The organism is Actinokineospora sp. UTMC 2448 (assembly GCF_024760565.1).
GTDB lineage: Bacteria > Actinomycetota > Actinomycetes > Mycobacteriales > Pseudonocardiaceae > Actinokineospora > Actinokineospora fastidiosa.
In genome coordinates, this window is sequence record NZ_CP031087.1 from 6,474,840 (window position 1) to 6,495,830 (window position 20,991).

The following is a 20,991-nucleotide window of genomic DNA, read 5'->3' on the forward strand; positions in this document are numbered from 1 at the left end:
GGCGCTCCAGAGTACGTAGGTCAGCCGAGGCCGAGCAGGCCGGCCAGCCCGATGGGGTTGCCGATACCGGGTTGGGTGACCACGCCCGGCACGCCCGCCAGCTCGGCGAGCTGCTCGCTCGGCCGGTCGGCGTTGTCCTCGAGCTGGTCGGGGGTCGGCTGCACGGGCTTGCCCCCGTAGGGCGCGTTCTGCGAGCCGCGGACGCTGATGGGGCTGCCCACCGGCTCGGCGCAGTACGCCTGGGAGTTCTCCGGCACCGGCTCCAGCTCGTTGCCCGCGCGCTGCTTGGTGCCCTCGTAGCCGCGGGTGCACGGCGGCGGGTCGAACAGGTTCAGCGCCAGGCCCAGGTGGGCGGTGCCGTCGCCGGGCACGACCGTCTTCGGGCCGACGGCCACCACCGGGTAGGCGACCAGCGCGAGTTCGAGGCCGTCCTGGCGGGTCACCATCAGGTTGGACGTGGTCAGCAGGTTCGCCACCAGCACGCCCAGCCCCGGCCCGGTCTCGCGCAGCAGGCCGGTGACCGACGCCGCGGCGGGCGGCGCGGCCGCGATCAGCTCGCGGATGTCGGCGTCGGAGCCGCGCAGTTGCTCGCCGAGCAGGCGCAGGTCCTCGGCGAAGCTCTTGATGTTGCCCGACTGCGCCAGCTGGGTGTCGAGCACGATCGCGCCGTCCTCGATCAGCTTCACCGTCTCCGGCAGCGCGGCGCGGGCGGCGGCGGTGAACTCGCCGGTGCTGTCGAGCAGGGCCTGCAGGTCGTCGCCGGTCCCGGTGAACGCCTGGTGCAGCTCGTCGACCACCACGCGCAGGTCGTCGACCGGCACGGACGACGCGAGACCGTCCAGGTCGCGGATGACCTTGTCGGTGCCGACCGGGACGGAGGTGCGGTCGTCGGTGATGCGCGCGCCCTCGGCCAGCGGCTCCCCGCCGTCGTGGCGCGGCCGCAGGTCGACGTACTGCTCGCCCACGGCGGAGCGGTTGGCGACCACGGCGTCGAGGTCGGCCGGGATCGGCGGGGCCTCGGGCTCGATGTTCAGGTCCACCTCGATGCCCTCGCGGGTGAGCCGGATGTCGCCGACCCGCCCGACGTTGACCCCGCGGTAGGTGACCTCGGCGTTGGTGAAGATCCCGCCGGAGTCGGCCAGCTCCATGGTCACCCGGTAGCCGTTGGCGCCGAACGCCCTGCCGATCTCGGTGAACCGGAAAAGCGCGTAGACGACCGCGACCACGGCGATCACGAAGAAGGCGACGAGCTGCAGCCGCACTGTCCTGGTCAGCATCAGGCGCCGCCTCCCAGCAGGACGTCGAAGATGCTGCCGCCGGGCGTCCCGCCCGACGGCGGCTGGGCGGCGGGCGTCTGCGGGGTCACCGAGGGCAGCGGCAGCGGGTCGGGCGCGTTCTCCGGCACCCCGTCCTGCCCGCCCGCCAGACCGCCGAGCTGGTCGGGCAGGCCCAGGTCCTGCAGCGGGTTCTGCCTGCTGCGGCCCAGGTTGTCCAGCACGTTGGTCAGGTCGAGGTCGAGCTTGGCGTAGAGGTTGAAGTAGTCGCCCTTGACGCCCTTGGCCGCCTGGTCGGTGAACGGGAAGGTCAGCAGCAGCTCCAGCGACTTGGGCAGGTCCGCGCCCGCCTCGCCGAGCTTCTGCAGGGTCGGGGCCAGCGCCTTCAGGTCGGCCACGAGGTCGGCGTGGCTGCGGTTGACCGTGTCGACGGCGACCTCGCCCAGCGACTCCAGGCTCTGCAGCATGGTCACGAGCTGGCGGCGCTGCTCGTGCAGCACGGCCAGGCCGGGTCCGATGTCGTCGATGACGCCCGCGATCTGGTCGCGCTGGGCGTTCAGCGTCGCGGCGAGCCGGTTGATGCCGTCGAGGGCGCGGGTGATGTCGTCCTTGCCCGCGTCGAGCGTGGCGACGGCGGTGTTGAGGTTGTCGAGCAGGGCCTTGATGTCGTCCTCGTTGCCCGCCAGGGCGGCGTTCACCTCTTTGGCGATGTCCTGCAGCTGCTCGACGCCGCCGCCGTTGAGCAGCATCGACAGGGCGCCGAGCACCTCCTCGACCTCGGTGTTGCGGTTGGTCCGCTCCACCGGGATCAGCGCCCCGTCCGCCAAGGAGCCCCGCGGGTCCGACGGCGGGCTCAGCTCGACGTACTTCTCGCCGAGCAGACTGGACTGGCGGATCTTGGCCAGGGCGTTGGCAGGCAGCTTGACGTCGCCGTTGACCAGCAGGGTCAGCTCGGCCGTCCAGCCGTCGGGGGCCAGCGAGACGGTGTCGACCCGGCCCACGGCGACCTCGTTGACCTTCACCGCGGACTGCGGCACCAGGTCGAGCACGTCGCGGAACTGCACGCGCACCGAGTACGGCTCGCCGCCGAGGTCGGCGCCGCCGGGCAGCGGCAGGTCGTAGATGCCGGTGAACCCGCACCCGGAGACCAGGGCGGCCGAGCCGAGCACGGCCATCAGCGTGCGCTTCACGGGCATCAGTTGCCTCCCGAGCTCAGCGGGTCGCCCGCGATCGGCAGCGGCAGCATGGGCAGCTGGCCCTTGCGCATGCCGTCGATGACCTGGGCGGGCGAGGGCAGCGGCACCACGCCCTGCAGGATCGGCGCGAGCTGCGCGCACGCGTCGGCCAGCGGGTTCGGCAGCTCCTGCGGCGGGGTCTGCTTGACCAGGTTGCACAGGGTGACGATGGGCGGGTTCGTCAGCTCGTTGATGTTGGACCGGGCGTCCAGGGTGCCGGAGGACGCGTTGTAGGAGTTGACGATGTTGCTCAGCGCCAGCGGGGCGATGTCCAGGGTCTCGGCCAGCGCCGCCCGCTGCTCGACCAGCACGCCGGTGATCGAGGCCAGCTTGTCCACGTTGGACTTCAGCGCGCCGCGGTTGTCGTCGATGAACTTCTGCACCACGCCCAGGGCGATCCCGAGCTGGTCGACGGCGGCGGCGAGGTTGCCGCGCTCGCTGGCCAGGAACTCCGAGGCCTGCGCGAGCTGGACGTTGAAGTCGTTGACCGCCTGGTCGCTGCCCGCCAGCGTGGTGGTGAGCTTCTGCAGGTTCTCCACGGTGGCGAACAGGTCGTCGGAGTTGCCCGAGAGCGTGGTGGACAGCTGCCCGAGCGAGGTGATCGTGTCGTTGAGCGCCTTGCCGTTGCCCTCCAGGTTGGCGGCCATGGTGCTCAGCAGGTCCGACAGCGCGCCGTCCTTGTTGGCGCCGTTCGGGCCGAGGGTCTCGCTGACCCGGGAGAGGCTGGCGTAGAGGTCGTCGACCTCCAGCGGGGTGGCGGTGCGCTCGCGCGGGATGACGGTGCCCGCGGCCAGCACCTCGCCGCCGGTGTAGGCGGGGGTCAGCTGGACGTAGCGGTCGGAGACCAGCGACGGCGCCACGATGACCGCCTGGGCGTTCGCCGGGATGTCGACCGCGCGGTCCACGCTCATCCGCACCTCGACGACGTCGCCGCGCGGGATGATCTCGTCGATGCTGCCGACCTTCACCCCGAGCACGCGCACGTCGTTGTCCTCGTAGAGGCCGACGGTGCCCGCGAACATCGCGGTGTAGGAGCGCTCGTTGGCCTCGCGCAGGAAGTACCAGAGCGCGGTGGCCAGCACGAGGCCGAGCACGCAGGCGATCGCGACCGCGCGCGCCAGGTCGTGCCCCGCCTTGGTCGCGAACCTGCTCATGACGGCCTCCCCAGACAGCCCGGCTGGTTGATCGCGCCGATGGCGGGCGGCAGCAGGCCGCAGATGTAGTTGTCGAACCAGCGGCCGTTGCCGATCGCGTTGTTGAACTGCCGCACGAACGGGGCGAACTTCCGGATGCCCTCGCCCAGCGCCTCCTGGTTGCGCTGCAGCATCGCGGTCAGCTGGTCGAGGCTCTCCAGCACCGGCCCCAGCTGCTCGGAGTTGTCGGCGACCAGGCCCTGCAGCTCCTTGGCCAGCGCGCGGGTGCCGCTGAGCAGCGTCGAGATCGCGTTGCGCCGGTTGTTGATCTCGGTGAGCAGCAGGTTGCCGTCGGTCAGCAGCCGGACCAGCTCGGCGTCGCGGTCGGCCAGGGTCTGGCTGACCTGGCGGGTGTTGGCCAGCAGCCTGGCCAGCTCGCGGTCGCGGGAGCTGATCGTCTCCGACAGCGACCGCAGGCCCGACAGCGCGGCCCCGACCTCCTCCGGGGTGTCGGCGAAGGTCTCGGCGATGACCTCGAAGCTCTTGGCGAGCTGGACGGTGTCGACCTCGTTGACGGTGTCGGCCAGCCCGCGGAAGGCCTCCAGCACGTCGTAGGGCGCGCTCGTGCGCTCCAGCGGGATGCGGGTGCCGGGGTCGAGCACGGCGTCGCCGTCCGGGTCGAGCGAGAGGTACTTCTGGCCCAGCAGCGTCTTGATCTTGATGTCGGCGCGGCTGCGGTCGCCGACCCAGGCGTCCTTGACCTTGAACGACACCACGACGCGGTCGCCGTCGAGCTCGACGTCGGAGACCGAGCCGACCTTGATGCCCGCGATGCGCACCTCGTCGTCGGCCTGGATGCCCGCCGCCTCGCGGAACTCCGCGCTGTAGGTGGTGCCGCCGCCGATGACCGGCAGGTCGTCGGAGTTGACCGCGGCGACCAGCACCAGGCCGATCACCAGGAGGCTGACGATCCCGATGGGGACGGGATTGCGGGAGCGGAAGGACCTCATTCCGTGCACCTCGCCTGGTTCGCGGGCAGCAGCGGCAGGTTGATGGGCTGCTCGATCAGCCCGGGCACGCCGATGTCGCCGGAGGCTTCGCAGAGGTAGAAGTTGAACCAGGAGCCGTAGCTGGCCGTGCGGGTCAGCGCGGCGGTCTTCTCCGGCAGGAACCGGATGAAGTGCTCGACCACCGGCTCGTGCTCGTTGAGGGTGTCGACGAGCGTGCCGAGGTGGGCGATGTCCTGCTTGAGCGGCGCGCGCGCGTCGGCGAGTAGGCCCGAGGTGGTGTCGGCGAGCCCGCCGATGGCCTCGATGGCGTCGCCGATCGGCTCGCGGTCCTCGGCCAGGCCGCTGACCAGCTGCTGGACCGTCACCAGCACCTCCGACAGCTGCTCGCCCCGGGCGTTGACGGTGTCGAGCACTCCGTTGAGGTTGCCGATGACCTGGCCGATGACCTCGTCCTTGGCGGCGATGGTGCTGGTCAGCGAGGCCGTGTGGGACAGCAGCGACTCGACCGTGCCGCCCTCGCCCTGCAGCACCTGGATGATCTCGTAGCTGAGCTGGTTGACCTGCTCGGGCGAGAGCGCCCGGAACAGCGGCTTGAACCCGTTGAACAGCTCGGTCAGGTCCAGCGCGGGCCGGGTGCGCTCCAGCGGGATCTCCGCGCCCGGCTCCAGCACGGCGTTGGGGTCGTGCCCCGCGCCCTGGGTCAGCGAGACGTACCGCTGGCCGACGAGGTTGCGGAACTTGATCTGCGCGCCGACCGACGCGGGCAGCCTGCGCTCGGCGGCCACGGAGAACTCGACCATCGCGAGGTTGCGGTCCACGATGGACACCTCCTCGACCTGGCCGACCCGCACGCCGGCGATGCGCACGTCGTCACCGGGCAGCAGCAGCGTGGCGTCGGTGAACCGGGCCTTGTAGGTGGTCGTCTCGCTGAGGTTGACGTTGGCGATGCTGATGGCCAGCACGGCCGTCGCGGCGACCGTGACCGCCATGAACAGGGCCAGCTTGACCAGCGGCGCGGCGAGGCTCCTCACTCGAAGCTCACCTCCGAGCCGCGCAGCGCCGGGCCGAGCAGCAGCGTGCTCCACGTCGGCACCTGGTGGGCCTCGACGCCCATGCCGGGCGCCAGCAGCTGGTTCACGAAGGCGACCTCCTCCGGCGAGTTCGGCAGGCCGAGCCCGCCGCCGTCCGCGGCGCTGGGCGTGGTCTTCTCGGTGTTCTGCGGCGGGATCAGGCCGTCGCCAGCGGGCCGGGCGGGCGGCGGGAACGACGAGCCGTCGTTGAGCGGGCCGTCCGGCGGGGCCTGCGGGAACGGGCTCGGGAACTCCGCGAAGTCGTAGCAGCGCGGGCCGCGGTCCTCGGCGTAGCGCGGCTCGTCGACGCCGGGCTTGTACGGGCCGCGGTTGACGGTGACCTCGATGGTGGCGTGCAGGCCGGGCTTGTTGGTGCCCTTGCCGAAGGCCACGTCGAGCGCGTCGACGTTCTCGGCCATCAGCTTGAGCAGGCACGGGTACTCCGGGGAGTACCGGGCCAGCGTCTCCAGCGTCGGCCGCGAGGTGTCCGCGAGCATGATCAGGTTCGACCGGTTGGCCCGCAGGAACGCGTCGAGGTCGCGGCCCGCCGTGGTCACCGTGGCGAACACCGCGTCGAGGTTGCCGCGCTGCTCGGCGACGGTCCGGGAGGTGACGGTCATGTCCGACAGGGCCTGGATGAGGTCCGGCGCCGCGTCGCTGTAGGTGTCGCTGACCTCGGCCAGCTTGGCCAGGTCCTCGCGCAGCTGGGGCAGGTGCGGGTTCAGCTCGCCGACCAGCTCCCCCAGCTCGGACAGCGTCTCGCCCAGCTGCTCGCCGCGGCCCTCCAGGGCGGTGGAGATCGCGGTCAGGGTGCTGGAGAGCTTCTGCGGCTGCACGGCCTGCAGCACCGGCAGCAGGCTCTCGAACGCCTGCTCCAGCTCGACGGCCTCCACCGAGGTGTCCTGCGGGATGACCGCGCCCGCGGCGAGCGGGGCGGACACCGGCTCGTCGGGGATCTGCAGCGCGACATAGCGCTCGCCGAAGAGGGTCTTGGGCAGGAACCGGGCGGAGACGTTCGCCGGGATGACGTCGATCTTCTCCGGGTCGATGGCCAGGTCCAGCTCCGCGCCGGTCGCCGTCGGGGTGATCCGGCGGACCTCGCCGACGATGAGCCCGCGCACCTTCACGTCGGAGTGCACGGCGAGCTGGTTGCCGACCTTGTCCGTGGTCAGCGTGACCATGGCGACCGGCGTGAACGCCTTGTTGTACATCGCGATGCTGAGGCTGACCAGCCCGGCGATCACCGCGATGAACGCCAGGCCCCACAGCCTGCGCTTGAGGGTCGTCGCGAAGCCGCTCATCCCGCGATCCTCACCGTCGTCGTGGTGCCCCAGATGGCGAAGCCGATGAAGAAGTTGACCAGCGCCACGGTCACGATCGTCATCCGGACCGCGCGGCCCACGGCCACGCCCACGCCAGCGGGGCCGCCGCTGGCGGTGTAGCCGTAGTAGCAGTGCGACAGGATGATGATCACCGCGAAGATCAGCACCTTGCCGAACGACCAGAACACGTCCTCGGGTGGGAGGAACAGGTTGAAGTAGTGGTCGTAGGTGCCCGCCGACTGCTGGTAGAAGTGCACGATGATCGTCCGTGACGCCAGATAGGACGTCAGCAGCCCGATGATGTAGAGCGGGATCACCGCGATGAAGCCCGCGATGATCCGGGTCGTCACCAGGAACGGCAGGCTCGGGACCGCCATGACCTCCAGCGCGTCGATCTCCTCGGAGATGCGCATCGCGCCGAGCTGGGCGGTGAAGCCCGCGCCGACGGTCGCCGACAGCGCGAGCCCGGCGACCAGCGGCGCGACCTCGCGGGTGTTGATGTAGGCCGAGGCGAACCCGGAGAACGCCGCGGTGCCGATCTGGTCGAGCGCGGCGTAGCCCTGCATGCCGACCACGACGCCGGTGAACACGGTCAGCCCGACCATGACGCCGACGGTGCCGCCGATGACGGCGAGCGCGCCGGAGCCGAAGCTCACCTCGGCGAGCAGCCGCATCGTCTCGCGCATGTACCGGCGCAGCGCCCTCGGGATCCAGGCGAGCGCGCGGACGTAGAAGGAGAGCTGGTCGCCGAGGTCGTCGAGGGCGCCGAGCGGCTTCTCGACGACCTTGCGCGCGGTGTCCAGTGGCGTCATCTCAGCTCCCCTTCGCCGGGACGACCTGCAGGTACACCGCGGTCAGCACGAAGTTGACGAAGAACAGCAGCAGGAACGTGATGACGACGGACTGGTTCACCGCGTCGCCGACGCCCTTGGGGCCGCCCTTCGGGTTCAGGCCGCGGTAGGCGGCGACCACGCCCGCGATGAAGCCGAAGATCAGCGCCTTGAGCTCGCTGATCCACAGGTCCGGCAGCTGCGCCAGGGCCGAGAAGCTGGCCAGGTACGCGCCCGGCGTCCCGCCCTGCAGCACGACGTTGAAGAAGTAGCCGCCCATCACGCCGACCACGCTGACCAGGCCGTTGAGCAGCACGGCGACCAGCATCGCGGCGAGCACCCTGGGCACGATCAGGCGCTGGATCGGCGAGACGCCCAGCACCTCCATCGCGTCGATCTCCTCGCGGATGGTGCGCGAGCCGATGTCGGCGCAGATCGCGCTGCCGCCCGCGCCCGCCACCAGCAGCGCGGTCACCAGCGGCGCGGCCTGCTGGATGATCGCCAGCACGCTGGCCGCCCCGGTGAAGCTCTGCGCGCCGAGCTGGACGATCAGCGTGCCCAGCTGCAGCGCGACGATCGCGCCGAACGGGATGGCGACGAGCGCGGTCGGCAGGATCGTGACGCTGGCGATGAACCAGCACTGCTGGATGAACTCGCGGAACTGGAACGGCCGCTTGAAGATGTTGACCGCGACGTCGAGGCCGAGCGCGAACAGCCTGCCGGTCTCCCGCAGCGCCCCCGCGCCGGGCATCGGGCGCGCGGTGCGCGCCGTCATCGCGATCCCCAGTCGGTGCGCGGCAGGTTCGCCACGTCCGTGTCGGCGAGCGAGCCGCTGAACCCCGTCCTCGGCGTCGGGCTGGGCACCGCGACGCGCGGCCTCCCCGCGGCGTGGGCGCCCGCGCGCACGCCGTAGCGGCGCTGCTCCTCGGGGGTCAGGGAGGCGATGATGCCCTCCTGCGCGGCGGGCGGCAGCTCGTGCAGGATCCGCATGACGCGGTCCTTGCGGCGGCGCACGGCCTGGCGCTCCGGCAGCCCCGGCGTCGGCTCGATCTGCGGGACGATGCCGCGCAGGTCCTCCTCCGGCGACCCGTCGGAGTGGCCCGCCGCGGCGTGCGCCTGCTCGGCGGCCATCGTCGCGGCGTCCTTCTCCTCCGACATGCCGATGGGGCCGAGCCGCCTGCCGTTGAGGAACTGCTCGACGACGGGCTCGTCGCTGGTCAGCAGCACCTCGCGGGGCCCGAACATGACCAGCTCCTTGCGGAACAGCATGCCCAGGTTGTCCGGGACGGTGCGGGCGAGGTTGATGTTGTGCGTGACGATGAGGATCGTCGCGTCGATCTGGGCATTGAGGTCGATGAGGAGCTGGCTCAGGTAAGCCGTGCGGACCGGGTCGAGGCCGGAGTCGGGCTCGTCGCAGAGGATGATCTCCGGGTCCAGCACCAGCGCGCGGGCCAGCCCGGCGCGCTTGCGCATGCCGCCGGAGATCTCGCCGGGCAGCTTCTTCTCCGCGCCCTGCAGGCCCGTCATCTCCAGCTTCTCGAGGACGATCCGCTTGATCTCGGCCTCGGACTTGCGGGTGTGCTCGCGCAGCGGGAAGGCGACGTTGTCGAACAGGTTCATCGAGCCGAACAGCGCGCCGTCCTGGAACAGCACGCCGAACAGCTTGCGGGTCTCATAGAGCTGCTGTTCGGAACAGGTGACGATGTCGACGCCGTTGATGAGGCAGGAGCCGCGGTCGGGCTTGAGCAGGCCGATCATCGACTTCAGGAAGACGGACTTGCCGGTGCCGGAGGGCCCGAGCATGACCGAGACCTCGCCCGGCGGGAGCGTCAGGGAGACGTCCCGCCAGATGGCCTGCCTGCCGAAGGACTTCGTCAGCCCCTCGATGACCACCTCGGCGCCCATCCGCGACCCTCCCGACTTCCCGCCGTCAACGCCCGCCGCCCGCTCGGCGTTGCTACCCAGGTGCAACGACGGCGACAGGCACTGGTTACTGCTGAAGTTACTGCGGAGTTCAGAACGTACCTGTTCGGCCCTTGCCTGGTTCAAGGGGGCTATGACGCGCACCACACAGAGTGCTGTCGCGGGCGGAACGCAGCACCGCGCACACCCGTTCGGTGGCTCAGGAGAGGACGTGGACCGCCCGGACGGCGGCGATCCGCATCAATCGGTCATCGAAGGTCGCCAGCTTCGCGCCGTAGGTCTCCGCGGTGAGCAGCGAGCAGCAGTCCGGCATCGGGAGGCCGGTGGTGGCGCGCAGTCCGGCCAGGGCCGCCACCTGCGACGACGACAGGCCCACGACCTGCAGGCCGAGCTGGTCCATGGCGCGGCGCACGGTGTCCTCCGTGCCGGTCTTGCACGGGCCGACCAGCACCTCGGCCATGGTCAGCGCGCCCATGCGCAGCGGCTCGTCGCCGGTGGCGAGCAGCAGCCGCGTGGCCCGCTCGTGGTGGACCTCGGTGCGGTCGAAGTGCGCGATGAGCACGCCCGCGTCGACGACGATCACGACGGCCACTCGTCGCGCAGCTCACCGAGGTGGCCGGGGCCGTAGGCGCCGGTGGCGATGCCGGAGGTGGCGATGACGGCGGCGCGCCTGCCGTCCGCGGACTCGCGGATGGCGCGGTGCCCCTCCGCGACCAGCCTGCGCAGCAGCTTGCTCGGCCGGTCCCGCAGCTCCGGCCAGCGCAGCGCGGCCTCGTCCAGCGCGGCGCGGACCACCTCGTCCTCGGTGATCGTGTGGCGCGGGTTCTCCGTGGGCACCGGCCAAGTGTCGCACTTCTCCGCAAAGGTGCAACACCTTGCCGGTGCGGACAAGCCGAAGGCCCGGCGCCCCACCGGGGACCGGGCCTTCGAGCGAGGCGCTACGCCGAGATCACTTGAGGCTGATCTTGGCGCCCGCGGCCTCCAGCTTCTCCTTGGCCGCGTCGGCGACGTCCTTCTTGACGCCCTCGAGGATGGGCTTCGGGGCGGCCTCGACCAGCTCCTTGGCCTCCTTCAGGCCCAGGCCGGTGACGACCTCGCGGACGACCTTGATGACCTGGATCTTCTTGTCGCCAGCGCCCTCGAGGATGACGTCGAAGGAGTCCTTCTCCTCCTCGGCCGGGGCGGCGGCGCCACCCTGCGCCGGGGCGGCCGCGACGGCGACCGGGGCGGCGGCGGTGACCTCGAAGGTCTCCTCGAACAGCTTCACGAACTCCGACAGCTCCAGGAGGGTCATCTCCTTGAAGGCGTCGAGCAGGTCGTCGTTGCTCAGCTTCGCCATGGTGGCGTTCCTTTCACGTGCACACCCGGTGCTCCGGGCGCGGGTTATCCGGGTGGTGGATCAGCTCTCGGCAGGCTCGTCGGCGGGAGCGCCTTCGGCCTTCTTGTCGCGCAGGGCGGCGGCCAGGCGGGCGACCTGGGACGCCGGGGCGGCGAACAGGCCAGCGGCCTTGCTCAGGTTGCCCTTCATCGCGCCCGCCAGCTTGGCGAGCAGCACCTCACGCGTCTCGAGGTCCGCGATGCGGGTGACCTCTTCGACGGTGAGCGGGCGGCCGTCCATGTAGCCGCCCTTGATGACCAGACCCTTGTTGTCCTTGGCGAAATCGCGCAGCGCCTTGGCCGCGTCCACCGGCTCGCCCTCGATGAAGGCGATGGCGGTGGGACCGACGAACAGGCTCTCCAGGCCGGTGACGCCCGCCTCCTCGGCAGCGCGCTTGACCAGGGTGTTCTTCGCGACGCGGTAGGACGCGCCGGTGCCGAGAGCGCGACGCAGCGTGGTCAGCTGCGACACGGTGAGGCCGCTGTACTCGGTGACGACGGCCGCCGAGCTGCTGCGGAACCGGTCCGCGATCTCGTCGACAGCGGCCACCTTGTCGGGCTTCGCCATGGTGTCGCCTCCTCTCGTTGGGCTGACGCCGGAAGCCCAGAGACGACGAACGCCCCGGCGCAGGACGGCACGGGGCGTGAGAAGAGACCAACCCGTTCCCCCTGCGCGGGCCGCCCACTCGGGGCATTTCACCTCTCCGGGATCGAAGAGGAACCAGCGGTCTTCGGTGAAACCTCGACAAGACTACGCGCCACCCGCGACGCGTTCCAAATCGCCCCCGCCGACAGGGCATGATGATGTCCGTGGCCGACGACGAGCAGCCCCCGCGCGACCAGCCCGGCCCACCCCCGGGCCCGCGTCCCGCCGAGCAGCCCCCGAGCGCCCCACCCGATCCGCCCTTCCCCGCCGCCCGCCCGGACTGGCCATCCACTCCCGGCGGCAACCCCTCTCCCGCCGAGCAGGCCTTCCCCGCCGCCCGTCCCGACCGGCCGTCCGCCCCGGGCGCGCATCCCCACGGGCCGCCGCCCGGCGCCACCCCTCCCCCCGCCGTCGTCCCCGGGGAGGCGTTCGACGCCGAACAGTGGCGGCGCTTTCAGGAGTTCCAGGAGTTCAAGCGGTTCGAGGAGGCCCAGGGCCAGGCTCCGCCGCCCAGGCGGGCCGGGAAACCGTTGTGGCGCAAGCTCGTCTTCAACCGGTGGGTGCGCCGCCTGGTCGTCCTGCTCCTGCTCCTCATCGCCGCGAGCTGGGCGGTCGACCACTACTTCGGCAACCCCGACGCCGACCTGCCCGCCTCGGAGACCGGCGGCGGCAAGGCCTCGCGCACGGTCCTGTTCGCCGAGTCCCCGCGCGAGGCGATCCGGATGATCTACAACAACGTCGCCCAGGCCACGCTTCCCGACGCCTGCACGCGGTTCGAGACCGAGGAGCTGGCTCAACTCTTCGCCGACCACTTCAACGCGCCCGACTGCCCGACCGCCATCCGCAGGCTGCACGACGAGGTCACCGACGCCAGCGCGTACGCCCGGCCGGTCTTCCCGGCCGCCGTCGACCTGCGGCCCGGCGCGGACGGGACCGTGGTCGTCTCCTCCTGCGAGCTGCAGATCAGCGCGGGGCCCCGGCTCGGCGAGTTCACCCTCCGGATCATCCCCGGGTCGCTCAGCAACCAGTGGATCATCTCCGGCCACCGCAAAGAGGCAGCCGATTGCCGGTAAAGCGGCCTAGTTCGCCAGTAAGAACCGCGGCGACACCGGTCAGCGCTAGGTTCGACTCATGGAACGCAGGGGGATCGAGGCGCTACAGGCCGTCGTGTTCGTCGTCGGGATCTACGAGGGCGTGGTGCCGCTGGTGTCGCGGGTGTTCGACTGGAATCCGGTCCTCGCCCTCCCGCTCCGGCTGCCCGAGCCGTACTGGTGGATCGTCTCCGTCGCCGTGATCGTGGTCGCGGCCGCGCTCTTGGAACTGCTCGAGAGCCGCAAGTCCCGGGCGTGAGAGACCGACGGGCCCCGCCGGAGTACCGGCGGGGCCCGTCGACAGAACCAGGATCAGGCCTGGGCGTCCTCTTCGAGCAGGTTGCGGGTCCGGGTCGGGTCGACCGGGATGCCGGGGCCCATCGTCGTGGTGAAGGTCACCTTCTTGACGTAGCGGCCCTTGGCCGCCGAGGGCTTGGCGCGCAGGATCTCGTCGAGCGCGGCGGCGTAGTTCTCCACCAGCTTGGCGTGGTCGAACGACGCCTTGCCGATCACCAGGTGCAGGTTGGCCTGCTTGTCCACCCGGAAGTTGATCTTGCCGCCCTTGATGTCGTTGACGGCCTTGGTGACGTCCGGGGTCACGGTGCCGGTCTTCGGGTTCGGCATCAGGCCGCGCGGGCCGAGGATGCGGGCGATCCGGCCGACCTTGGCCATCTGGTCCGGGGTGGCGATCGCGGCGTCGAAGTCCAGCCAGCCGCCCTGGATGCGCTCGATCAGGTCCTCCGCGCCCACCGCGTCGGCGCCGGCGGCCTCGGCCTCGGCGGCCTTGTCGCCGACGGCGAACACGATCACGCGGGCCGTCTTGCCGGTGCCGTGCGGCAGGTTGACGGTGCCGCGGACCATCTGGTCGGCCTTGCGGGGGTCGACGCCGAGCCGCATCGCGACCTCGACGGTGGCGTCCAGCTTGACCTTGGAGGTCTCCTTGGCCAGCTTCGCCGCCTCGAGCGGGGAGTAGAGCTTGGCCTTGTCGATGAGCTTGGCCGCCTCGGCGTATGCCTTGCTGCGCTTTGCCATTGCTGTTCCTTACCTAGCGGATCAGTTGTGGTGCGGGCCGCGCATTGGCCCTCCCACGAAAGACACCCCGGCGGGGCGTCAGATCTTGGAGACCTGGGTGAACGACAGCTCGACCGGGGTCTCCCGGCCGAAGATCGACACCAGGACCTTGAGCTTCTGCTGGTCGGCGTTGACCTCGGAGATCGTCGCGGGCAGCGTGGCGAACGGGCCGTCCATGACGGTGACCGACTCGCCGATCTCGAAGTCGACCTCGACGGTGGGCCGGGCCGCCGTGGCGGTGGCCGCCTTGCCCGCCGCGGCGGGCTTCTCGCGCTCGACCTGCGGGAGCAGGAACTTGAGCACCTCGTCGATGGTCAGCGGCGACGGCTTGTTCGTCGCGCCGACGAACCCGGTCACGCCCGGGGTGTTGCGCACCGCGGACCACGACCCGTCGTTGAGGTCCATCCTGACCAGGATGTAGCCGGGCAGCACCTTGCGCTGCACCTGCTTGCGCTGGCCGTTCTTGATCTCGGTGACCTCTTCGGTCGGCACCTCGACCTGGAAGATGTACTCCTCCATGTCCAGGGTCTGGATCCGGGTCTCGAGGTTGGTCTTGACCTTGTTCTCGTAGCCCGCGTAGGAGTGCACGACGTACCACTCGCCCGGCGCGCGGCGCAGCGCCTCGCGCATCTGGGCGGCCGGGTCGACCTCGTCGTCGGCCTGCTCGTCATCGGCCTGGGCTTCCGCCGCGTCGACAGCCTGCTCGTCCGCCGCGTCGGCGGCGTCGTCCGGGGACTCCTGCGCCTGCTCCGGCTCGGTGTCCGCGGCCTGCTCGTCGGCGTACACCTGGTCGTCGTCGGGCGGGCTGGTCAGCTCGCCGCCGACGGCGCCGTTCTCGGAGGTCACTGTTGGTCCCGCTTCCTTTCGTCCATCACGCGGTCTAGCCGAAGAGCCAGAGCACGCCCTTGCCGAGCGCCAGGTCCAGGCCGGAGATCACCGCGATCATGAACGCCACGAACACCAGCACCACGGCGGTGTAGGTGATCATCTGCTTGCGCGTCGGCCAGATGACCTTCTTCAGCTCGGCGACGACCTCGCGCAGGAACCGCCCGATGCGGCCGAGGAAGCCCACCCGGGTGTCCTTGCGGTCCCGGGCGGGGGTGGGCCTGCCCTTGCGGTCCGCCGCGTCCGCGTCGGCCTTCCCGGGCTTGGCCTTGCCCACCGACTTGGCGGACGCCTTCGCGGTGGGCTTGTCGGCGGCCTTGTCGCCGTCCGAGCGGCCCGCCGGGCGGGCGGCTCCGCGCCGCTCCCGCCGGGACGCGGCGCCCGCGGGACGAGCCGGACGCTCGGCGCCCTCTTCCCGCTCCACTTCGTCGGCCACGCCAGTTCCTCCGCTCGGTGTGCTGACCTCGCATCCGGTGCGACGGTCAGCCGCACCGGACGTCAAACGCAGGGGCGACAGGACTTGAACCTGCAACCTGCGGTTTTGGAGACCGCTGCTCTGCCAATTGAGCTACACCCCTTCGCGAACCGCCAGCGGACTGGCGAACCGCGCCTGGTTCGACGTGCCCCACCCTAGCCGCACCGCGGGCGGCACAGCCAGTCGCGGCTCGTCGAGTCGCTCCGGCCACTCTACGGCACGCCGCCGCGTGGCCGGAAACCGGTCCCGGCCACGCGGCGGCGCCGGGTCAGCCCGCGCTGACCCGCAGCGACCCCAGGGCGTCGGCGATGCGCGCGACGCCCTCCTCGATCTGGTCCGTCCGCACGCCGGAGTAGGCCATGCGCAGCGTCGACTCGCCGCCGTCGAGCAGGAAGTCCGTGCCCTTGACGAAGGTGACCCCGCGCTGCTCGGCCGCGGTCAGCAGCTCGCCGACGTTCACGCCATCGGGCAGCTCGACCCACATGAAGTAGCCGCCGTCGGGCTTGGTGAACCGCGCGTCCGGGATGTGCTTGGCCAGCGCGTCGCACAGCACGTCGGCACGCTCGCGCAGGGCGGCGTTGACCGTGGCCACCGAGCGCTCCAGGCCGCCGTCGACGCAGAACCGGTACACGATCGCCTGGGCGAGCATGTTGGGCGAGATGTAGGTGTTGGTCGCGCGCACGCGGATGCGGGCGATGAGGTCGGCGGGGCCGACCAGGTAGCCCACCCGCACGCCGGGGGCGACGGTCTTGGAGAACGAGCTGGCGTACACCACGCGCCCCCGGCCGCCGTCCAGCTCCAGCATGGTGGGCAGCGGCTCACCGGCGAAGCGGATCTGCACGTACGGGTCGTCCTCGAAGACGATGAAGTCGTGCGCCTCGGCCAGCTCCACCAGCCGGGCCCGCTTCGCGGCGCTGAGGGTGTAGCCCGCCGGGTTCTGGAAGTTCGGGATGACGTGCGCGAACGTCGGGCGCACCCCGGACTCCAGCAGGGCGGCCAGTTCCTCGGTGTCGATGCCGTCGGTGTCGAGGGTGACCGCGCGCACGTCCGCGCCGCGCTGGCGCAGGCCGAGCAGCGTGCGGTCGTAGGTCGGGCGCTCGACGACGACCGCGCGGCCCGGCTCGACGAGCTCGTCGAACAGGAAGGCGTCCGCCTGCATGGAGCCGTTGGTGACCAGCACCTGCTCCTCGGCGACGCCGTGCTTCTCCGCCAGGAACTTGCGCAGCGGGGGGTAGCCGATGGCGGTGCCGTATCCGGTCGCGCCACCGGGGTCGGTGGTCAGGGCGGCGTCCGCGGCGGCCTTGAGCCCGTCGATGTCGACGATGTCGAGGGACGGGGCGCCGCGGGCGAAGGAGATGAGGTCGGACGTCACGGCGTCGAATCTACGACTGCCGGGCGCGGGAGCCCCGGTCGGGGCTCCCGGGCCGCTCAGTCGGACAGGCGCACCCTGGCGACCGGCTTGCCCAGCACGGTCTTGCCGTCGAAGTGCGCCGACAGGGCGATCCTGGCGATCCGGGCGCCGTCCTCCTCGTCGATGGCGGCGACCTTGCCCGCGACGGTCAGCGCGGCGCCCTCGCCGTCGTCCGGGACGACCACGGGGCGGGTGAAGCGGGCGCTGTAGTCGAGCAGCTCGCCCCTGCCCCACGCGGTGACGACCCGGCCCGCGATGGCCATGGTCAGCATGCCGTGGGCGATGACGTCGGGCAGGCCGACCGACCTGGCGAAGCGCTCGCTGAGGTGGATCGGGTTGAAGTCCAGCGACGCGCCCGCGTAGCGGACGAGGTCGGCGCGGGTGATCCGGACCTCGATCGCGGGCAGCTCGTCGCCGACGGCGACGCGCGGAGCCGTGGTCTCGCTCATGCTTCCTCCGCATCCCGGACGACCAGCTGGGCGCGCGCGGTGACGACCGGCCTGCCCGCCGCGTCGGCGATGTCCGCGCGCAGGGTGATGAAGTCGTTGCCCGCCCGGCGCGAGATCGCCTCGATGGTGGACGACGCGGTCAGCTCGTCGCCAGCCACGACCGGGCGGTGGTAGGTGAAGGCCTGGTCGCCGTGGACCATCCGGCCGTAGTCCAGCCCGAGCGCCGGGTCGGTGACGATCGTGTTGATCGCGGCGAGGTTGATGATCGTGGTGAACGTCGGCGGCGCGATCACGTCCGGGTGCCCTGCGGCCTTGGCGGCCTCCGGGTCGGTGTGCACGGGGTCGGTCTCCCCGATCGCGACGGCGAACTCCCTGATCTTCTCCCGGCTCACCTCGTACACCGCACACGCGGGGTACTCCCGGCCGACGAACGCTGGATCCAAAGCCACGCGCGGAAGGCTACGGGACGCGCGAAGGCCGCCCCACCGGTGGTGGGACGGCCTTCGCGGAAGCGGTGTTTAGCGCGTTTCCTTGTGCGCCTGGTGCTTGCCGCAGTTCGGGCAGAACTTCTTCATCTCCAGGCGGTCCGGGTCGTTGCGCCGGTTCTTCTTGGTGATGTAGTTGCGGTGCTTGCAGACCTCGCACGCCAGCGTGATCTTCGGTCGCACGTCAGTTGCAGCCACAGCGAAACCTTTCTAACGTCCCGGGTTTCCCGGCTCTCGCCGGGTCCGGGGGCTCGCCCCCGGCTGGGGTCTGGGGCTGGGCCCCAGGGTGGTGGCGGAAGCGATTGTCGGCGCTTTCGCCGACGCACTTCCGCCGTCGCGTAGCGGTGGCCGGACTTGAACCGACGACACAGCGATTATGAGCCGCTTGCTCTACCAACTGAGCTACACCGCCTGGCACGGAACTAGGCCACGATACGCCTAGCCAGTATCGCGGCCTGATCCACGAGCCCCTTTACGGAATCGAACCGTAGACCTTCTCCTTACCATGGAGACGCTCTGCCGACTGAGCTAAAGGGGCGTTGTCGTTCGGGACCCGTCCCTGGCGACGAGGAGTACTTTACACAGACCCGGTTCAAGCTCCAAAACCGGGGGTGGCCTCAGGTCAGGAGAGTGAGCACCATCTCGTCGCGCATGCCCTTGGCCTGCGTCGTCCGCGCCTGCAGCCAGGCCTCCAGCCTGCTCTCCGACAGCGGCCGGGAGATCAGGTAGCCCTGCGCGACGTCGCAGCCCATGGCGGTCAGCTGGTCGCGCGCGAGGTCGTCCTCGACGCCCTCGGCGACGACCGTCAGGCCGAGCGAGTGGCCGAGCTCGACGATCGAGCGGACCACGGCGTGGTCGCCGAGGTCGGTGCCCATGCCGAGCACGAAGCTCTTGTCGATCTTGACCTCGTCGACCGGGAGCTGGCGCAGGTACGCCAGCGACGAGTAGCCGGTGCCGAAGTCGTCGACGGCCAGCACGACGCCTAACGCGTGCAGGGCGCGCAGGACCGGCAACGCGCGCTGCGGGTCGGCCATGACGCCGGACTCGGTCAGCTCCAGCGTCAGCAGCTCCGGCGGCACGTCGTGGCGGGCCAGCGCGTCGGCCACGCGGTCGGGGAAGGTGGCGTCGTCGAGGCTGCGCACCGAGAGGTTGACCGCGGCGGAGATCCGCAGGCCGCGGTCGAGCCACTTGCGGACCCGGCACAGCGCCTGGTCCATGACGAACCCGGTCAGCGCGTCGACGAGACCGGCAGCCTCGACCGCGGGGACGAACTCGTCCGGGTCGAGCTTGCCGAACTCCGGGTGCCGCCAGCGCACGAGCGCCTCCACACCGAGCACCTGGCGGCTCGGCAGGGCGACCTTGGGCTGGTAGTGCACCTTGACCTGGCCGGTCTCCAGCGCCTGGCGGAACTGGGTGACCAGCTGGAAGCGGCGCAGGAAGATCTGGCCCATCGTGGGCAGGTACTCGCGCACGGCCTCGCCGGAGGAGCGGGCGGCGCGCAGGGCGACGTCGGCGCGCTGGAGCAGGGCCTCGATGTCGAGCTCGGCGCCCTCGGCGTCGGCGGTGTGCGGGCTGGCGTAGCCGACGACCGAGCCCGCCTCGACGGTGAGGCGGTCGACCGGGTACGGCGCGGTGAGGTCGCGGCGCAGGCGCTCGGCGGACTCCTGCAGGCGCTCGGCGTCCCCGGCGAGGTCGCAGTCGGCGAGCAGGATGGCGAACGCGCCGCCCTCCAGCCGGGCCAGCGGGACCTCCGGGCCGAGCGCGTCGCGCAGGCGGCGCCCGGCGGCGACGATCATCCGGTCGCTCCAGGCGTAGCCGAGGGCGTCGCTGACGGCGGGCAGCACGTCGAGGTCGATGCGCAGGACGACGGAGTCGGGCTTGCGGCGCAGCAGGTCGCCCGCGGTGCGGCGGAAGCCGGGCCGGTTGAGCAGGCCGGTCAGCGGGTCGTGGTAGGCGTCGTGGCGCAGGGTGGCCAGCAGCCGCCGGTTGTCCAGCGCGGTGGCCAGGTGGCTGGCCATGGTGCCGATCATCCGGACGTCGGCTTGGCCGAAGCCGCGCCAGCGGGAGAGCTTGTCGTGCGCCTCGACGACGCCGAGCAGGTGGTTGGCGCTGCGCAGCGGGGCGACCAGCGCCTCGTCGACGCCGCGGCGCAGCAGGCCCTGGCGGATCTCCGGGACCGAGTCGACGCGGCGGAAGTGGCGCACGTGCGAGCCGGGCAGCCGCAGCAGGGCGTCGGCGCGCGGGCCGGTGGCGTCGAGGTCGACGGTGTCGGCCGGGAGGTCGTCGCCGGAGACGATCACGTGCATCGGGGCCTGCGGCTCGAACCGCAGCCGCAGCACGACCCGGGCGGCGCCGAGCTGGTCCTTGACCCGGTCGGCGATGACCTGCCACTCGTCGGCGTCGGTGACGTCGGCGCCCTCGGTCGGGTCGGCCACGCCCAGCGACGGGCGGGCGGCTGCCTGGTGGCCGGAGCGGGCGACCATGAGGCTGACCTCGGAGAGCGCCTCCAGGTCGCGCTGCTCGCGCAGCAGGCCGGAGTAGGCGATGTAGAGCGCGCTGAGACCGGCCAGGGCCAGCACCAGCAGCGGCCAGCCCCACTCGGCGTGCACGGCGACCTGGTAGCCGACGACGCCGACGGAGGCGTTCACCAGGCCGAGGACGGTGGTGCGCAGGAACAGCCGGGCCGCGGCGCCGACGCGCATCCTGCGGCCGAGGATGCGCACGCAGACCAGCGCGAGCGCGGTGGACGACAGCGGCGCGGCCAGCGCGCCCGCGACGACGCCGGTCCAGGCCGGGGCGACGCCGCTCAGCATGTCGTTGAGCCAGGTGGCGACGGCGAACGCGGCGCAGATCTCGAAGATCATGGCGCCCGCGTTGTAGAGGATGCGGTCCTGCACGCGCCGGATCAGCAGCGTGCCCACCCCGGCGAGCAGGTGCGCGGCGAGCACTACCTCGAATGGCGCAACGAAGAGCCCGATGACCAGCGGGATCTCACAGAACGTGATCGACCACGACACGCCGCTGCGCACGTCGACGTTGATCGCCAGCTGCTCGGCCAGCAGGAAGCCCAGGGCCAGCAGCAACCCGACCCAGACGGTCTGGTTCTCCGGCTGCGGCAGCCACCAGGAGAGCAACCCCGCGGTGACGAGGGCGGACACCAGGACGAGCACGGAGAAGGCCAGGAACGAGCGGTTCGGGGCTTCCTCGGCCTGCCAGTTCTGGGCTTCGGCCTGCGGTTCGGCGGTGGTCTGCCCAGGGTGGTCCGACATGCGACCTCCTCGGGCGGCGTGGTGGGCGACGGCGG

The 20,991-nt window shown here is 71.3% G+C and carries 23 protein-coding genes and 3 tRNA genes; 2 read left to right on the top strand and 24 right to left on the bottom strand.

What is annotated here, in order from left to right:
* Nucleotides 1-20: 20 nt before the first annotated feature.
* The 13 genes from Actkin_RS29815 to rplJ all read right to left on the bottom strand — a co-directional run bounded on the left by Actkin_RS29815 (nucleotide 21) and on the right by rplJ (nucleotide 11,742).
* A complete protein-coding gene (locus Actkin_RS29815) occupies nucleotides 21-1,277 on the bottom strand; it encodes an MCE family protein (RefSeq protein WP_258905073.1) in 1,257 nt (418 codons plus the stop codon).
* Nucleotides 1,277-2,470 carry an MCE family protein gene (locus Actkin_RS29820; RefSeq protein ID WP_258905074.1) on the bottom strand — a complete coding sequence of 398 codons (1,194 nt, stop codon included), beginning with the start codon at nucleotides 2,468-2,470 and terminating at the stop codon, nucleotides 1,277-1,279. Before Actkin_RS29820 ends, Actkin_RS29815 begins: the two co-directional genes overlap by 1 nt.
* Nucleotides 2,470-3,663: an MCE family protein gene (locus Actkin_RS29825; protein WP_258905075.1), complete on the bottom strand. Its 1,194-nt coding sequence runs from the start codon at nucleotides 3,661-3,663 to the stop codon at nucleotides 2,470-2,472. The genes Actkin_RS29820 and Actkin_RS29825 overlap by 1 nt, the downstream gene beginning before the upstream one ends.
* Nucleotides 3,660-4,652, bottom strand: coding sequence for an MCE family protein (locus Actkin_RS29830; protein WP_189209475.1), 993 nt, complete (start codon nucleotides 4,650-4,652; stop codon nucleotides 3,660-3,662). The genes Actkin_RS29825 and Actkin_RS29830 overlap by 4 nt, the downstream gene beginning before the upstream one ends.
* Complete coding sequence (locus Actkin_RS29835) at nucleotides 4,649-5,683, bottom strand: MCE family protein (RefSeq protein ID WP_258905076.1); 1,035 nt, start codon at nucleotides 5,681-5,683, stop codon at nucleotides 4,649-4,651. Before Actkin_RS29835 ends, Actkin_RS29830 begins: the two co-directional genes overlap by 4 nt.
* Nucleotides 5,680-7,023 carry an MCE family protein gene (locus Actkin_RS29840; RefSeq protein WP_189209473.1) on the bottom strand — a complete coding sequence of 448 codons (1,344 nt, stop codon included), beginning with the start codon at nucleotides 7,021-7,023 and terminating at the stop codon, nucleotides 5,680-5,682. Before Actkin_RS29840 ends, Actkin_RS29835 begins: the two co-directional genes overlap by 4 nt.
* On the bottom strand, nucleotides 7,020-7,856 hold the full coding sequence (locus tag Actkin_RS29845; RefSeq protein ID WP_189209472.1) for an MlaE family ABC transporter permease: 837 nt from the start codon (nucleotides 7,854-7,856) through the stop codon (nucleotides 7,020-7,022). The genes Actkin_RS29840 and Actkin_RS29845 overlap by 4 nt, the downstream gene beginning before the upstream one ends.
* A gap of 1 nt (nucleotide 7,857) precedes the next feature.
* Nucleotides 7,858-8,649: an MlaE family ABC transporter permease gene (locus tag Actkin_RS29850; RefSeq protein ID WP_189209471.1), complete on the bottom strand. Its 792-nt coding sequence runs from the start codon at nucleotides 8,647-8,649 to the stop codon at nucleotides 7,858-7,860.
* On the bottom strand, nucleotides 8,646-9,779 hold the full coding sequence (locus Actkin_RS29855) for an ABC transporter ATP-binding protein (RefSeq protein WP_258905077.1): 1,134 nt from the start codon (nucleotides 9,777-9,779) through the stop codon (nucleotides 8,646-8,648). The genes Actkin_RS29850 and Actkin_RS29855 overlap by 4 nt, the downstream gene beginning before the upstream one ends.
* 217 nt (nucleotides 9,780-9,996) lie before the next feature.
* Complete coding sequence (locus Actkin_RS29860) at nucleotides 9,997-10,389, bottom strand: type II toxin-antitoxin system VapC family toxin (protein WP_189209469.1); 393 nt, start codon at nucleotides 10,387-10,389, stop codon at nucleotides 9,997-9,999.
* Nucleotides 10,377-10,634, bottom strand: a complete 258-nt coding sequence (locus Actkin_RS29865; protein WP_189209468.1) for a hypothetical protein — start codon at nucleotides 10,632-10,634, stop codon at nucleotides 10,377-10,379. Before Actkin_RS29865 ends, Actkin_RS29860 begins: the two co-directional genes overlap by 13 nt.
* A gap of 112 nt (nucleotides 10,635-10,746) precedes the next feature.
* Nucleotides 10,747-11,136, bottom strand: a complete 390-nt coding sequence (gene rplL, locus Actkin_RS29870) for a 50S ribosomal protein L7/L12 (protein ID WP_189209467.1) — start codon at nucleotides 11,134-11,136, stop codon at nucleotides 10,747-10,749.
* Between the two features lie 60 nt (nucleotides 11,137-11,196).
* Nucleotides 11,197-11,742 carry a 50S ribosomal protein L10 gene (rplJ, locus tag Actkin_RS29875; RefSeq protein WP_189209466.1) on the bottom strand — a complete coding sequence of 182 codons (546 nt, stop codon included), beginning with the start codon at nucleotides 11,740-11,742 and terminating at the stop codon, nucleotides 11,197-11,199.
* Between the two features lie 242 nt (nucleotides 11,743-11,984).
* Here rplJ and Actkin_RS29880 point away from each other — a divergent pair, with 242 nt between their 5' ends.
* A complete protein-coding gene (locus Actkin_RS29880) occupies nucleotides 11,985-12,893 on the top strand; it encodes a hypothetical protein (protein ID WP_258905078.1) in 909 nt (302 codons plus the stop codon).
* Between the two features lie 58 nt (nucleotides 12,894-12,951).
* The gene (locus Actkin_RS29885) at nucleotides 12,952-13,170 is read left to right on the top strand and encodes a hypothetical protein (protein ID WP_189209464.1); all 219 of its coding nucleotides are present in this window, start codon (nucleotides 12,952-12,954) and stop codon (nucleotides 13,168-13,170) included.
* 53 nt (nucleotides 13,171-13,223) lie between these two features.
* Here the strand turns inward: Actkin_RS29885 and rplA are convergent, their stop codons facing one another.
* From rplA to Actkin_RS29940, 11 genes are all read right to left on the bottom strand, one after another.
* The gene (gene rplA / locus Actkin_RS29890; RefSeq protein WP_189209463.1) at nucleotides 13,224-13,943 is read right to left on the bottom strand and encodes a 50S ribosomal protein L1; all 720 of its coding nucleotides are present in this window, start codon (nucleotides 13,941-13,943) and stop codon (nucleotides 13,224-13,226) included.
* A gap of 78 nt (nucleotides 13,944-14,021) precedes the next feature.
* The gene (gene nusG, locus Actkin_RS29895; protein ID WP_396122901.1) at nucleotides 14,022-14,828 is read right to left on the bottom strand and encodes a transcription termination/antitermination protein NusG; all 807 of its coding nucleotides are present in this window, start codon (nucleotides 14,826-14,828) and stop codon (nucleotides 14,022-14,024) included.
* Nucleotides 14,829-14,862: 34 nt separating this feature from the next.
* Complete coding sequence (secE, locus tag Actkin_RS29900; protein ID WP_189209461.1) at nucleotides 14,863-15,303, bottom strand: preprotein translocase subunit SecE; 441 nt, start codon at nucleotides 15,301-15,303, stop codon at nucleotides 14,863-14,865.
* Nucleotides 15,304-15,372: 69 nt separating this feature from the next.
* Nucleotides 15,373-15,445: transfer RNA gene (locus Actkin_RS29905), tRNA-Trp, on the bottom strand.
* 165 nt (nucleotides 15,446-15,610) lie between these two features.
* A complete protein-coding gene (locus Actkin_RS29910; protein WP_189209460.1) occupies nucleotides 15,611-16,714 on the bottom strand; it encodes an aminotransferase-like domain-containing protein in 1,104 nt (367 codons plus the stop codon).
* A gap of 56 nt (nucleotides 16,715-16,770) precedes the next feature.
* Nucleotides 16,771-17,202: a MaoC/PaaZ C-terminal domain-containing protein gene (locus Actkin_RS29915; RefSeq protein ID WP_258905079.1), complete on the bottom strand. Its 432-nt coding sequence runs from the start codon at nucleotides 17,200-17,202 to the stop codon at nucleotides 16,771-16,773.
* A complete protein-coding gene (locus Actkin_RS29920) occupies nucleotides 17,199-17,651 on the bottom strand; it encodes a MaoC family dehydratase N-terminal domain-containing protein (RefSeq protein WP_189209458.1) in 453 nt (150 codons plus the stop codon). Before Actkin_RS29920 ends, Actkin_RS29915 begins: the two co-directional genes overlap by 4 nt.
* 69 nt (nucleotides 17,652-17,720) lie before the next feature.
* Nucleotides 17,721-17,885: a 50S ribosomal protein L33 gene (gene rpmG / locus Actkin_RS29925; RefSeq protein ID WP_189209457.1), complete on the bottom strand. Its 165-nt coding sequence runs from the start codon at nucleotides 17,883-17,885 to the stop codon at nucleotides 17,721-17,723.
* A 141-nt stretch (nucleotides 17,886-18,026) separates the two neighbouring features.
* A tRNA-Met gene (locus Actkin_RS29930) sits at nucleotides 18,027-18,099 on the bottom strand.
* 53 nt (nucleotides 18,100-18,152) lie between these two features.
* Nucleotides 18,153-18,225 (bottom strand) — tRNA-Thr (locus Actkin_RS29935).
* A 79-nt stretch (nucleotides 18,226-18,304) separates the two neighbouring features.
* On the bottom strand, nucleotides 18,305-20,956 hold the full coding sequence (locus Actkin_RS29940) for a putative bifunctional diguanylate cyclase/phosphodiesterase (RefSeq protein ID WP_189209456.1): 2,652 nt from the start codon (nucleotides 20,954-20,956) through the stop codon (nucleotides 18,305-18,307).
* Nucleotides 20,957-20,991 lie beyond the last annotated feature (35 nt).